The sequence below is a fragment of the Streptomyces sp. NH27 genome (assembly GCF_056859195.1).
This window is the reverse complement of the sequence record NZ_JACEGK010000183.1, coordinates 1-13,523: the sequence shown is the minus strand read 5'-3', so window position 1 is coordinate 13,523 and position 13,523 is coordinate 1. Positions and strand designations below refer to the sequence as shown.

Here is a 13,523-nt window from a genome sequence, read left to right as displayed (position 1 = left end):
CCACTGCTGGTTGGCGCCGCCGTTGCAGGTCCACAGCTCCAGCGCGGTGCCGTTGACGTTGCCGGCCGGTTTGTCGCCGCCGGTGACGTCGAGGCACAGGCCGGACTGGGCGCCGGTGATGGTGCCGTCCGGGTTGAGCTGCCACTGCTGGTTGGCGCCGCCGTTGCAGGACCACAGCTCGACCTTGGTGCCGGAGGTGGTCTGGTTGTTGTAGGCGTCCAGGCACTGGGTCCCGCCGTACAACCGCAGTTCACCGGCCGACGTGAGGGTGACCGCCTGGTTGCTGCCGCCGCCGCAGTCCCAGATGTCGATCGCGGTGCCGGGGGCGGTCGCGCCGCCGTTCGCGTCCAGGCAGCGGTGCGAGGACGCGCCGAGCAGCGGGTGGGTGGAGCCGACGGTGGTGCCGCTGCCGGGGGAGACCCGGAACATCACGGTGCCGTGGCCGGGCACGGAGGCCGAGATCGCGCCGCTGCTGGTGCTGACCGCGTTCGTCCACAGGTTGGTCAGCTTGTAGGAGGAGGCGGCCGGTGCGTTGACCGCGGCGGCGGTGGTGCTGATGGTGGCCGCCCAGGGGTTCTCGTTGAACAGCGCCACCGACACGTCGCCGTTGGACAGCGGCTTGGTGAGCACGTCGAGCCCGCCGGAGGACGACACCTGGGTGCCCTGCTTGCCCAGCGAGTCCTGGTCGACCGCGATGACCGCCTTGTTGCCGTAGAGCGACAGCGTGGCCGGGGTGGCCGTGCGCAGGTCGGTGCCGGCCATCAGCGGCGCGGCCATTTCCGCCCACAGGCTGAACTCGCTGCGGTCCTCGGTGAAGGACATGCCGTTGCCGACCTCCAGCATGTCCGGGTCGTTCCAGGCGCCCGGCCCTGCGTACTGCGCGAGCTGCACGTTGCTGTGGTAGATCGACAGCATCGAACCGAACGACGCGTTGATGTCACCGGTGGTGCGCCACAGGTTGCCGGTGGCGGCCCCCCAGGTCCACACGTTGTCCTCGCCCCACTCGCACATGCTGAAGACGATGGGCCGGCCGGTACTGGCGAGCGCGTCCCGCATGGCGTCGTAGCGCTGCTCCCAGGGCACGCCCTGGTTGTTGCAGTTGTCGTACTTCAGGTAGTCCACGCCCCAGGACGCGAAGCTGTTCGCGTCCTGCTGCTCGTGGTCGAGGCTGCCGGGGTAGCCGGCGCAGGTCGCGGTGCCGGCGCTCTCGTAGATGCCGAGCTTGAGGCCCTTGGCGTGGACGTACGCCGCGGTGCCGCTGATCCCGTCGGGGAACTTCGCCGGGTCGGGCACGAGGTTCCCGGCCGAGTCGCGGTTCTTCGTCATCCAGCAGTCGTCGATGTTGACGTAGGTGTACCCGTCGTCCTTCAGGCCCGAGGAGACCAGGTAGTCGGCGGTCTGCTCGATGAGCTGCTCGCTGACGTTGCAGCCGAACGCGTTCCAGTCGTTGAAGCCCATCGGGGGCGTACGGGCCAGCCCGTTGTCCAAGGCGTGCGCGCGCGGGGTCGAGCCGAACAGGACGAGCAGGGAGAGCATCAGCAGGGCCGCGACCGATGCCGCGAGCGGCCGGCGCAGCGGGCGCGCGAACCCGGAAGGGAGTGCTGGTCGTGCGGGTGCTGTGGGGCGCATCGTGCCGTCTCCTTCGGTGGGGGAGGGGCGTGCGGGCACCGCGCGAGGGGCGCGGAGCAGGCGGCGCCCACCGCCGCTTGTTGCAAAATGACCGACGGTGTTGGAAGTTGGCACGACGAAGTGTCGGCTTGTGTTGATACCCCGTCAAGAGTTCTGACGCGAGTGCGCTGCGGTGGGCCGCCGGGGAGGTCTCCGACCACTACGGAACCAGCCATCGGCGGGGGGTTTGCCGCACTGGCGGGGGTTGGGCGCACCCGCGGTGTTCGTGGCCACGCCCGCGTGCGCGGACCAACCGGCCCGCTGCGCGCCGAAGGCGCCGTACGCACCTGCCGCCGCCTGCGCGGGCGCCCCGCACGTGCCCGCCGGCACCCTACGGCGATGGCCCGCCGCACACGCCCGCGCCGGATCTGGTTTGCTTGGGAACCATGACCGCGCAGATCAACCCCAGCATCCTGTCCGCCGACTTCGCCCGGCTCGCCCAGGCGGCCGACGCGGCCAAGGGCGCCGACTGGCTCCACGTCGACGTGATGGACAACCACTTCGTGCCGAACCTGACACTGGGCATGCCGGTGGTCGAAGCGCTGGGCCGGGCCACGGACATCCCGCTCGACTGCCACCTGATGATCGACGAGCCCGACCGCTGGGCGCCCGGCTATGTCGAGGCCGGCGCGGGCTCCGTCACCTTCCACGTGGAGGCCGCCGCCGCACCGGTCCGGCTGGCCCGCGAGATCCGCGCCAAGGGTGCCCGCGCCTCGATGGCGCTGAAGCCGGCCACCCCGATCGAGCCGTACGAGGACCTGCTGCCCGAGCTCGACATGCTGCTGGTGATGACCGTCGAGCCCGGTTTCGGCGGGCAGGCGTTCCTCGACATCATGCTGCCCAAGATCCGCCGCACCCGGGCACTGATCGACAAGTACGGCCTGGAGATGTGGCTCCAGGTCGACGGCGGGGTCTCCGCCGAGACCATCGAGCGCTGCGCCGAGGCCGGCGCCGACGTCTTCGTGGCCGGTTCCGCGGTCTACGGCACGGACGACCCGGCCGCCGCGATCCGGTCCCTGCGCGAGCAGGCCGACGCGGCCGTCGCGCTCTGAGCACCGGGGGTCGGTACGGCGTGGATCGGTACGGCGGAGGCCCGTACGGCGGGTGCCCGTACGGCGTGGGAACGGGCGTGGGAACGGCAGCGGACCGGCAGCCGAACCGTCGGGGCGGGTCGTTCCGCACGGCCGGGTCGGCCCGAGGCTACGCGCCCGTAACCCCCGGCGTCTGGGAGGATGGCGGCGGAGCTGATCAGATGGGTGACTGGGGAGAGGCGACGTGAGCACAGGCCGCGCACAGGTGCGCATGGGCCCGGGCGAGATGGTCCAGGCGGCAGCGATGGCACGTCGCTTCTACCTGGAGGGCAAGTCCAAGATCCAGATCGCCGAGGAGTTCGGGGTCAGCCGTTTCAAGGTGGCCCGGGTGCTGGAGACCGCGCTCGAACGCGACCTGGTGCGGATCGAGATCAGAGTGCCCGCGGAACTCGATGCCGAGCGCTCCGACGCGCTGCGCGCCCACTACGGGCTGCGGCACGCGGTCGTCGTGGAGACCCCCGCCGACCAGGCCGACGCGCCCGACCCGGAGAACCTCGGCGCGGTTGCCGCGGATCTGCTCGGCGAACTCGTCAGCGACGGTGACGTGCTCGGCCTCGCCTGGGGCCGTTCCATCATCACCATGGCCAACGCGCTGGACCGGCTCGCCCCCTGCACCGTCGTCCAGCTCACCGGTGTGTACGACGTCGGCACCGCCGAGCGCGGCTCGGTCGAGGCGGTCCGCACCGCCGCGGCCGTCTCCGGCGGCGAGGCCCACCCGCTGTACGCGCCCATGGTGCTCGCCGACCCCGCCACCGCCTCCGCGCTGCGTGCGCAGGGCCAGATCGCCGCCGCGATGAGCTACTTCGAGAAGGTCACCGTCGCGGTCGTCTCGATCGGCTCGTGGGAGGCCGGGATCTCCACGGTGTACGACGCAGTGTCCGACGCCGAGCGCGAGCACTACGCGAGTCTCGGGGTCGCCGCGGAGATGTCGTCGCACCTCTTCGACGCCCGCGGCCGCCGGGTCGGGCGGGACCTGCGGGAGCGGTGCATAACGATCGACGCGGATCGGCTGCGCCGCATTCCGGAAGTGCTCGCCATCGCGGGCGGGATGCGGAAGGCCGAGGCGATCAACGCGGTGCTGAGGTCCGGGCTGGTGACCAGCCTCGTGACGGATACGGCCGCGGCGGATTTCCTGCTGCACTCCACCGGGCCGGCGCCCAGGCCGGCGCTGGACCGGGCCGACCCGGACGGTTCCCCGGCCGGGGGCTGAGCCGCACCGCCCGGGTGGGGCGGCCGGTGTTGTCGCCGGACCTTCTCTTGCGGGTGGGCTGGTCCGTTCCGGTGGGGTGGCAGGTGTTGTCGCCGGACCTACCGCCCGGCAGTGGCTGGTCGCGCAGTTCTCCCCCCAGAGCTTCGCCTGGGTGGTGCCGCCGCGCGCCCCTGTTTTCGCGCGGCCACTTCCGCGGAAGGAGGGGCCGCTAGCCGAGCGGGGTGCCGGCGTCGTCGGGGTGCTCGCCCTCGACGACGACGGCCAGTTCGCTGTCGGTGTGCCGCCAGAACAGTTCGGCGTCGCGGAGGATGTCCTTCACGATCCGCCACTCGCGGGGGAGTTCGGCGGCGAAGCGCTGCCAGTTGCGCACGTGCAGCCGTCGGCCGCCGGGCTCCACCGGCCACCAGGAGAGATCGGTGAGGCAGTCCGCGAGGGCGTCCCAGTTGCGCCCGAACCAGTCGGGCAGCCGCAGGTCGGCGGAGACCCGGTCCATGAACTCCTGCCGGTCGCCCACTCCGGCCAGATCGAGCACGAGCATGCGCCGATGCTGTCACAGCCCGACGCAAAGTCCCTGGTGATCGCGGGTGCGCCGCGCCGTTTCCGCCAATACGGCGGCGCCTCGCCGCGCACGGAGGGGCGGGGGCCAGCACCTTCCCGTGGCATGGCTGTGACACGAAGGCGACCGTTCGCCGCGCCGGAGTTCGCTTCTTCGTCGCCGCGAGACCGTCTACGTGATCACCGACCTGACCAGCCGACAGGCATCCCCCGAACGGATCGCAAATATCTTGAGGGCACAACTGGGTGATCGAAAACAAGCTCCGCTTCGTCCGGGACACCGCCTTCCGCGAGGAGCGGTCCAGGACTGGGCGCTACGGCACCCCGGGCGCTACCCCACGCACACCGTCTTCACGGAGCACGTGGAACGGCAGTGGGTGACGAGGATGATGAACGATCAGAAGACCCTACGAGGGAGGACACAGTGAACTGTCCTAACTGTGGTGCCGGCACAAGCCAGGGGCCCGGAGGCGGGTGGTCGTGCGGAAACTGCGGATGGTCATCGGGCGCCGCCCCTTCGCCTGTGCCCCCGCATCCTGCACACTGAAGATGTGAGCGACGACGTGACCGAAGAGCCCTACTACACGACGGACGTGTGCACGAAGTGCAGCGCGGAGGTACACGGGCTGCACGGGCGTTGGACGTGCCCGGCGTGCGGAGAATGCTCGCCATACAGCCCGCCTCCGGAGGGGTGGCAGTCAGACCGTGGCCTACTCCGTCCCCTCCTCCGACGTCGGAAGGGCGACAACTAGCCCCGACCGGCAAGCCCCCTGTTGCCCCCGCGACGGGGGGCCTTGTCGTGTGTTCGTACAGGGGCCCGATGCTGCGGATGGAGGAACCGACAACTGGGAGGATAGTGCCCGTACGCTGGGCACATGCGATTTTTGAACCCGCGGACGGGTGAGCGAGAAAGCTGTCCTTCGGTACCGTACGACCTGACGTACGACGATGTCTTCATGGTGCCCGGCCGCAGCGCCGTGGGCTCCCGGCAGGCGGTGGACCTCCGCTCGCCCGACGGCACCGGCACCACGATCCCGCTGGTCGTGGCGAACATGACCGCGATCGCCGGCCGCCGGATGACCGAGACGGTCGCCCGCCGCGGCGGCCTGACGGTCATCCCGCAGGACATCCCGATAGACGTGGTCACCGAGGTCATCGGCTGGGTCAAGCAGCGCCACCTCGTGCTCGACACGCCGATCACCCTCGCCCCGTCGCAGACCGTCGCCGACGCGCTCTCGCTGCTGCCCAAGCGCGCGCACGGCGCCGGCATCGTGGTGGAGGACGGCCGCCCGGTCGGCGTGGTCACCGAGGCCGACCTCACCGGCGTGGACCGCTTCACCCAGCTCTCCGAGGTGATGTCCCGCGACCTGCTGCTCCTCGACGCGGACATGGACCCCCGGGACGCCTTCCACCGCCTGGACAACGCGCACCGCCGCCTCGCCCCGGCCGTCGACGCCGACGGGCGGCTGGCCGGCATCCTCTCCCGCACCGGCGCGCTGCGCGCCACCCTCTACCAGCCGGCCGTGGACGCCGGCGGGCGGCTGCGGATCGCCGCGGCCGTCGGCATCAACGGCGACGTGGCGGGCAAGGCGAAGCAGCTCCTCGACGCGGGCGTCGACACGCTCGTCGTCGACACCGCGCACGGCCACCAGGAGTCGATGCTCGCCGCGGTGCGCGCGGTGCGCGCCCTCGACCCCAAGGTGCCGGTCGTGGCCGGCAACGTGGTCGCCGCGGACGGCGTGCGCGACCTGATCGAGGCCGGCGCGGACATCATCAAGGTCGGGGTCGGCCCCGGCGCCATGTGCACCACCCGGATGATGACCGGGGTGGGGCGGCCGCAGTTCTCCGCCGTGCTGGAGTGCGCGGCCGAGGCGCGGCGGCACGGCAAGCACGTGTGGGCCGACGGGGGCGTGCGGCACCCCCGCGACGTCGCCATGGCGCTCGCGGCCGACGCGTCCAACGTCATGATCGGCTCCTGGTTCGCCGGGACGCACGAGTCTCCCGGGGACCTCCAGCAGGCGGCCGACGGCAGGCTGTACAAGGAGTCGTTCGGCATGGCCTCCGCCCGCGCGGTGCGCAACCGCACCAGCGACGAGTCGGCGTACGACCGGGCGCGCAAGGCGCTGTTCGAGGAGGGCATCTCCACCTCGCGGATGTTCCTCGATCCGGTCCGGCCCGGCGTGGAGGACCTGATCGACTCGATCGTCGCGGGCGTGCGCAGCTCCTGCACGTACGCGGGTGCGGCCTCGCTGGACGAGTTCGCCGCGCGGGCCGTCGTCGGGGTGCAGAGCGCGGCGGGGTACGCCGAGGGCAAGCCGCTCTACGCGAGCTGGTCGTAGGGGCGCCGTGGCACACTCCCGCTGTGGCGCTCAATGAGATCGACGAACGGATCGTGCACGCCCTGGCCGCCGACGCGCGGCGCTCCTACGCGGACATCGGGTCCGAGGTGGGGCTATCGGCGCCCGCGGTGAAGCGGCGGGTGGACCGGCTGCTGGCGGCGGGTGCGATCACGGGGTTCACCGTACGGGTGGACCCCGCGGCGCTCGGCTGGCAGACCGAGGCGCTGGTGGAGCTGTACTGCCGGCACAACACCTCGCCCGCGGACATCCGGCGCGGCCTGGCGCACTATCCGGAGGTGGCGTCCGCGTCGACGGTGACGGGCGACGCCGACGCGGTCGTACAGGTCTTCGCCGCCGACGTGCGCCACTTCGAACAGGTGCTGGAGCGGATCGCGGGGGAACCGTTCGTCAGCCGTACCCGCTCGGTGCTGGTGCTCTCGCCGCTGCTGCGCCGCTACGGTGCCGCGGGCCCCTCCTGAGCCCGGAATCCCAGGGCTCCGGGCCTCCCCGAGGCTGCTTGCGGCGCTCTGATCACGCGAGGGAATGTCCTCATTGGGATATGTGGATATGTTTTGCCCGTCCTGATGGGGTAACGCGGTGAAGTGAGCCGGGAAAACGGCCCCGGCAGCCCGAGGAGGCGACATGATCACGCGCGAGCAGATACCCCAAGTCGTGGGCCATCCGGTCCATGACGCTCAGGGGAAGAAGATCGGCGATGCCAAGCACATGTACCTGGACGACGCCACCGGCCTTCCGGAATGGGTGACGGTCAAAACCGGCTTCTTCGGCAACAACGAGACGTTCGTGCCGACCCGCGCCGCGAAGATCGTGCAGGACCACGTCGAGGTGCCGTACGAGAAGGACCAGGTCAAGGGCGCGCCCAACGTGGACGTGGACGCCGGAGGCCACCTGTCCGCGGAGGAGGAGCGGCACCTGTACCGCTACTACGGCCTGGAGACGCGCGGCGCCTCGGGCGACACCGGGGAGAAGGCCGCGGCGGCCGGTGGCGCGGCCGGCATGGCCGGGGCGGCCGGTGCCGCGGGCCGGGGGCGGCCCGCACGCGGTGACAGCGCGGACATGGCGGACTCGGGCGCCGCTTCCGCGAAGGCCACCGACACCGAGATGTCCGGCAGCGAGGCCGGCACCGGCACCGCCGCCTACGCGGCCGGCCGTACCGGCGCGGCCGAACGGCTCGGCTCCGGGGACGCGCGGGCCATGGACACCGACGCGGCGATAACCCGCTCCGAGGAGGAGATGCACGTCAGGGTCGAGCGCCAGACGAGCGGCAGGGCACGGATGCACAAGTACGTCGACGTCGAGGAGGTCGAGCAGACCGTACCGATCGTCCACGAGGAGGTCCGGCTCGAACGCGTGCCGATCACCGAGGCGGACCGCGACGCCCGCGCCGGCGACATCAGCGAGGCCGACCGGGTCGTCACCCTCCACGAGGACAAGGCCGTGGTCGAGACCGAGGTCGTGCCCAAGGAGCGCGTGCGGATGCGCGTCGAGGAGCACACCGAGCAGCGCAAGGTGCACGGCAGGGTCCGCAAGGAGCGGATCGAGTCCGAGATGAGCGGTGAACCCGGCACCGAGCGCTCCGCCAAGTCCACCGACGAGGAGGGCCTGACCTGAGACCCGCCCCTCGCGATTCGCCCGGGCGCCCACCCCCTCACCGGGGGTGGGTGCTCGGCTCACCAGGGGTCGGCGCCCACGTCGCGCAACGGATCGCCGTTTCCGCCCACCAGGACGCAACGGATCGGGGCCATAGGCGCAATGTTCGCGTCTTGTTGCCCCTGCGGGACGGCACGTAGCGTCTGGAAGGGACGGGTTGAGCTGCGGAAAGCCGCGGCGGACCGGAGCGGTCGCCAGGAAGCGGGGAACGGTGGAAGCGTTGCGGACAGGGCTGCTGCAAGGGCCCGGCGGGCTGCCGGCGAGCACCGCGGCGAGCCTCGCGGCACTGGAGACGGCAGCCGCCGAGGCGGCCGGGCGCGGCGCGCGGCTGCTGGTGACGGGCGAGATGTTCCTGACCGGCTACGCCCTCGGGGACACCGTCGCCGAAGCGGCCGAGCCGGCCGGCGGAGCCGCCGCCCAGTACATCGCCGGCATCGCCGTACGGCACGCCATCGCCATCGTGCACGGCTACCCCGAGCGGGACGGCGACCACGTCCACAACGCGGCCCGGCTCACCGGCCCGGACGGCACCGCGCTGGCCGACTACCGCAAGACCCACCTCTTCGGCGACTACGAGCGCTCCGTGTTCACCCCCGGCGACCGCCCGCTGGTCCAGGCCACCCTGGACGGCGTCCGGATCGGCCTGCTGATCTGCTACGACGTCGAGTTCCCGGAGGCGGTACGCGCGCACGCCCTGGCCGGCACCGAACTGCTCGTCGTGCCCACCGCGTTGATGCGCCCGTACGGGTTCGTCGCCGAAACGCTGCTGCCGGCCCGCGCGTTCGAGAACGGCATGCACATCGCGTACGTCAACCGCTGCGGTCCCGAAGGCGAGTACGACTTCGTCGGCGGGAGCTGCCTGGCCGGACCGGACGGCGCGGTGCGCGCCCGGGCCGGCGCCGGACCCGAACTCCTCGTCGCCGACGCCGACATGGAGCTGCTGCGTGCCACCCGCGAGCAGAACCCGTATCTGACCGACCGCCGCCCCGAGTTGTACGGCTCGCTCGCCGCCAGGAGAACCACCCCATGACGTCCGTCCCCACCGCCATCCACGACGAGGGGCACGCCCGGGCCCAGGCCGAACCGCCCATCACGATGTTCGGCCCCGACTTCCCCTTCCCGTACGACGACTTCCTCGCGCATCCCGCCGGGCTCGGCGCGGTGCCGCCCACCGTGCACGGCACCGAGGTCGCCGTGATCGGCGGCGGCCTGTCCGGCATGGTGACCGCCTTCGAGCTGATGCGGATGGGCCTGCGGCCGGTGCTCTACGAGGCCGACGAGATCGGCGGCCGGCTGCGGACCGTCGGCTTCGACGGGCTCGGCGCCGCCGGCGAGGAAGGCGCGCCGACCGCGGAGATGGGCGCGATGCGCTTCCCGCCGTCGTCCACCACGCTGCGTCACTACATCGACCTGGTGGGGCTGACCACCAAGCCGTTCCCCAACCCGCTGGCGCCCTGCACCCCTTCGACCGTCGTCGACCTCAAGGGCCGGTCGCACTACGCCACTTCGGTCGACGACCTGCCCGAGGTCTACCACCAGGTGATGCGTGCCTGGAACGCCTGCCTGGAGGAGGGCGCCGACTTCTCCGCGATGCAGCACGCGCTGCGCACCAGGGACGTACCACGGATCAGGGAGATCTGGTCCGCGCTGGTCGAGCGGCTCGACAACCAGACCTTCTACGGATTCCTGTGTGCCGCACCGGAGTTCGCGTCCTTCCGGCACCGGGAGATCTTCGGCCAGGTCGGCTTCGGCACCGGCGGCTGGGACACCGACTTCCCCAACTCGATCCTGGAGATCCTGCGGGTCGTCTACACCGGCGCCGACGACGACCACCACAGCATCGTCGGCGGCAGCCGGCAACTCCCGCTGCGGCTGTGGGAACGCGAGCCGGACAAGCTGCTGCACTGGCCGCGCGGCACCTCGCTGCGCTCCCTGCACGGCGGCACCCCGCGCCCGGCGGTCACCGGGCTGCACCGCACCGCGGGCAACCGGATCACCGTCACCGACGCCACCGGCGACATCCGCAGCTACCGCGCCGCGGTGTTCACCGCGCAGAGCTGGATGCTGCTGTCGAAGATCGCCTGCGACGACTCGCTCTTCCCGATCGACCACTGGACCGCGATCGAGCGCACCCACTACATGGAGTCCAGCAAGCTCTTCGTGCCCGTCGACCGGCCGTTCTGGCTCGACCGGGACCCGCGCACCGGCCGCGACACGATGTCGATGACGCTCACCGACCGGATGACCCGCGGCACCTACCTGCTCGACGACGGCCCGGACCGGCCGGCGGTGATCTGCCTGTCGTACACCTGGTGCGACGACAGCTCGAAGTGGCTGCCGCTGAGCGCGCACGAGCGGATGGAGGTCATGCTCAAGTCGCTCGGCGAGATCTATCCCGGCGTGGACATCAGGAAGCACATCATCGGCAACCCGGTCACCGTCTCCTGGGAGGACGAGCCCTACTTCATGGGCGCGTTCAAGGCCAACCTGCCCGGCCACTACCGCTACCAGCGGCGGCTGTTCACGCACTTCGTGCAGGATCTGCTGCCCGCCGACAAGCGCGGCATCTTCCTCGCCGGGGACGACGTGTCCTGGACCGCCGGATGGGCCGAGGGCGCGGTGCAGACCGCGCTCAACGCGGTGTGGGGCGTCATGCACCACCTCGGTGGCGCCACCGACCCGCTCAACCCCGGCCCCGGCGACCGCTACGACGAGATCGCGCCGGTGCTGCTACCGGAGGACTGAGGCGGGCAGCACCACCGCCGGAACCGGCCGCACCGGCGGGACGCGGGTGGGGTGCGCGGGGAACGGGGCGAGCAGGACGTCGGCCATCAGGCCGACGGAGACGTCCAGGCTCCGGGCGCACTCCTCGTACGCCGCCGGACGGCCGCGGATCGCCCACAGCAGGCGGGCCGTGGCCCACGCGCCGTCCCGCGCGCGGGCCAGGGACCATGACGCCACGGCGTGGGTGAGCGGGTCGAAGCGCTCCAGCAGATCGGGGCCGGGCATCAGCTCCTCCCTGACCCGGACCTCGATGGCGGTGAGTACGGCGCCCACCTCGGCGTAGTCGGTGGCGACCGCGGCGGGCACACGGCCGGTGGCCCGGCAGGTGTCGACCACCGCGAGCGCGAGGTCGTGGCCCACGTGGGCGGTGATACCGGCGAGGGCGAACTGGAGCGGGTGGACGCCCTCGTCGGCCCGCGCCCGCAGCAGGGGCCGCCAGCAGGCGGGCGTACCCCGGTCCTCAACGGCGCGGTGCCTTCCACCGCCGGCCGCGCCCCCGGCCTCGACCGCCGCCAGATACCGCCCGGCGAAGAGCACGGCCAGCTCCGCCGTCTCGGGTCCGTCCGAGAAGCGGCCGTCCGCGAGTTCCCGGGTGACCTCCTCGGTGACCGCGAGGTAGACCCGGTTGAACACCGCCACCCCGTCCGCCGGCGGGAGCCCCGCCGCCAGCGCCCGCATCCGCGCCACCACATCCGCCACGTCCCCCGGCGCCGTCCACTGTGCCGTCGTCGTCATCACCCCAGCTTCCGCACCGCTCCGCCGCGGCCTCCCGCGCCGCGCGGCGATGTCGCCGTGACGGCGGGCTCGCCGCCGCCCGTCCGGTGGGCCGCGCGCCGCGGTCCGGCGGGACCGCGGCTGCGCTCGACTACAGCGCGCCCGCGTCGCGCGCGTTCCACACCGACGGGTAGATCGGGCGGAAGCCCAGCTCGTCGCGGATACGGGCGGTGGAGACGATGCCGTCCCACGGGTCCTCGACCGGGCGGTCGGCGGCTTCGACGGGCGGCTCGGCGCCGTTGAGCCAGAACAGTTCGACGGCGGTGACCGGCGCGTCGTCGGCGATGTTGTAGGTCCGGCCGGCCAGGCCCGGGGCGTAGAGCAGGCGCAGCAGGGCCTGGCCGACATCGGCGTGGTGGACCATCTGCAGCCGCTTGTGCCCGGCCCACTCCTGGGCCCACCGCATGACCTGCGCGAGGTGCGGGTCGCCCTCGCCGTAGACGAACGCGAGCCGGCCGATCCGCAGGTCGAGGCCGTCCAGGGCGAGCAGCCCGGTCTCGGCCTCGCGCTTGGAGTCGGGGTAGGCGCCCGACAGCCGGCTGCCGGGCAGCGGCTCGTCGTCCTCGACGGCGGGGCGGCCGCGCCCTGCGCCGTACACCAGATTGGTGCTGACCTGCACGAAGCGGCTCACACCCGCCGCCACCGCGGCCCGGCCGAGGTCGAGCGCGGCGTCGCGGTTGACCGCCCACGCCTCCTCGTCGGGCACGCCGCGGAAGGAGGCCGCGATGTTCACCACCGCGTCGACCCCGTCGACGGCCTTGCGCAGGTCCGCGCCCTCGCGCAGTTCGCCGGCCACGGCCTCCGCGCCGAGCCGGGTGAACGGCTCCGCCCGCGCCTCGTCACGCACCAGCAGCCGTACGGTGTCGCCGCCGCGCCCGGCCTGCTGCATCAGCCGGGGGACGAACCTGCGGCCGACCTGGCCGGTGGCTCCGGTGACCAGAATCCTCATCATGTGCTCCTCGGAAGTGTTCGTTGTACGGGTCCGCCGGACGCCGGCCGGCGGACCCGCGTCCGCCACCCGCGTCGTCGGGGTGCGGTTCCCACCGTGCGCGCGGCCGGGGCCGGGCGGGAGAGACCTGCCGATCCGGGGAGCGGCACTCCCTGGATAGCCCCGTGCGGCCGACGCATGCCGGTGGCGTGGCGCGATCCGGACTCGCCGACTTCCTGCGCTGCTGCCGTGACCGCCCGGGCCCCACGGACGTGAACCGCTTCCGGCACCCGGTGGTGGGGGAGCTGGCGCCGGACTGCGAGGTGCTGCTGAATTCCGAAGGGGACCAGCGGCTGGTGGTGTTCGCCGCCCGGCCCGGGGCCGAGTCCTACCACCGGCTCCAACTGCCGCGGGTGATCGGCAGCCAGGACCTCTCCGTGAGCTGAGTGCCAACTCCCTTGTACGGCACGGGAGATGGCGCGAGCCTGTGCCATGGCGTGTTC

At 72.2% G+C, this 13,523-nt stretch carries 13 protein-coding genes; 9 read left to right on the top strand and 4 right to left on the bottom strand.

All coding sequences use genetic code 11. The annotated features are described in order from the left end of the window. A partial coding sequence (locus AC13HU_RS16965; RefSeq protein ID WP_483042713.1) for a glycoside hydrolase family 27 protein occupies positions 1–1,536 on the bottom strand: 1,536 nt, incomplete at its 3' end. A gap of 518 nt (positions 1,537–2,054) precedes the next feature. On the opposite strand from AC13HU_RS16965, the gene rpe reads away from it, so the two are divergent. After that, positions 2,055–2,720: a ribulose-phosphate 3-epimerase gene (gene rpe / locus AC13HU_RS16960; RefSeq protein WP_483042711.1), complete on the top strand. Its 666-nt coding sequence runs from the start codon at positions 2,055–2,057 to the stop codon at positions 2,718–2,720. Positions 2,721–2,970: 250 nt separating this feature from the next. Continuing rightward, positions 2,971–3,969 carry a sugar-binding transcriptional regulator gene (locus AC13HU_RS16955; RefSeq protein WP_483042712.1) on the top strand — a complete coding sequence of 333 codons (999 nt, stop codon included), beginning with the start codon at positions 2,971–2,973 and terminating at the stop codon, positions 3,967–3,969. A 208-nt stretch (positions 3,970–4,177) separates the two neighbouring features. On the opposite strand, the gene AC13HU_RS16950 is transcribed toward AC13HU_RS16955, so the two are convergent. Next, positions 4,178–4,507, bottom strand: coding sequence for a barstar family protein (locus AC13HU_RS16950; RefSeq protein WP_483042710.1), 330 nt, complete (start codon positions 4,505–4,507; stop codon positions 4,178–4,180). Positions 4,508–4,700: 193 nt separating this feature from the next. Here AC13HU_RS16950 and AC13HU_RS16945 point away from each other — a divergent pair, with 193 nt between their 5' ends. The 6 genes from AC13HU_RS16945 (at position 4,701) to AC13HU_RS16920 (ending at position 11,279) form a co-directional block, all read left to right on the top strand. Further along, positions 4,701–4,952: a DUF7848 domain-containing protein gene (locus tag AC13HU_RS16945; RefSeq protein ID WP_483042709.1), complete on the top strand. Its 252-nt coding sequence runs from the start codon at positions 4,701–4,703 to the stop codon at positions 4,950–4,952. Positions 4,953–5,399: 447 nt separating this feature from the next. Then, the gene (locus AC13HU_RS16940; protein WP_483042708.1) at positions 5,400–6,863 is read left to right on the top strand and encodes a GuaB1 family IMP dehydrogenase-related protein; all 1,464 of its coding nucleotides are present in this window, start codon (positions 5,400–5,402) and stop codon (positions 6,861–6,863) included. 23 nt (positions 6,864–6,886) lie between these two features. Continuing rightward, complete coding sequence (locus AC13HU_RS16935) at positions 6,887–7,342, top strand: Lrp/AsnC family transcriptional regulator (RefSeq protein ID WP_483042707.1); 456 nt, start codon at positions 6,887–6,889, stop codon at positions 7,340–7,342. Between the two features lie 163 nt (positions 7,343–7,505). Continuing rightward, the gene (locus AC13HU_RS16930; RefSeq protein WP_483042706.1) at positions 7,506–8,495 is read left to right on the top strand and encodes a PRC and DUF2382 domain-containing protein; all 990 of its coding nucleotides are present in this window, start codon (positions 7,506–7,508) and stop codon (positions 8,493–8,495) included. Between the two features lie 250 nt (positions 8,496–8,745). After that, a complete protein-coding gene (locus AC13HU_RS16925; protein WP_483042705.1) occupies positions 8,746–9,564 on the top strand; it encodes a carbon-nitrogen hydrolase family protein in 819 nt (272 codons plus the stop codon). Next, positions 9,561–11,279: a flavin monoamine oxidase family protein gene (locus tag AC13HU_RS16920; RefSeq protein WP_483042704.1), complete on the top strand. Its 1,719-nt coding sequence runs from the start codon at positions 9,561–9,563 to the stop codon at positions 11,277–11,279. Before AC13HU_RS16925 ends, AC13HU_RS16920 begins: the two co-directional genes overlap by 4 nt. Here AC13HU_RS16920 and AC13HU_RS16915 read toward each other — a convergent pair. Next, on the bottom strand, positions 11,265–12,053 hold the full coding sequence (locus tag AC13HU_RS16915; RefSeq protein ID WP_483042703.1) for a DUF5995 family protein: 789 nt from the start codon (positions 12,051–12,053) through the stop codon (positions 11,265–11,267). The genes AC13HU_RS16920 and AC13HU_RS16915 overlap by 15 nt on opposite strands. A gap of 130 nt (positions 12,054–12,183) precedes the next feature. After that, a complete protein-coding gene (locus AC13HU_RS16910; protein WP_483042702.1) occupies positions 12,184–13,041 on the bottom strand; it encodes an NAD-dependent epimerase/dehydratase family protein in 858 nt (285 codons plus the stop codon). 188 nt (positions 13,042–13,229) lie between these two features. Here AC13HU_RS16910 and AC13HU_RS16905 point away from each other — a divergent pair, with 188 nt between their 5' ends. Next, on the top strand, positions 13,230–13,466 hold the full coding sequence (locus tag AC13HU_RS16905; RefSeq protein WP_483042701.1) for an MmyB family transcriptional regulator: 237 nt from the start codon (positions 13,230–13,232) through the stop codon (positions 13,464–13,466). The last annotated feature ends 57 nt before the right edge of the window (positions 13,467–13,523 follow it).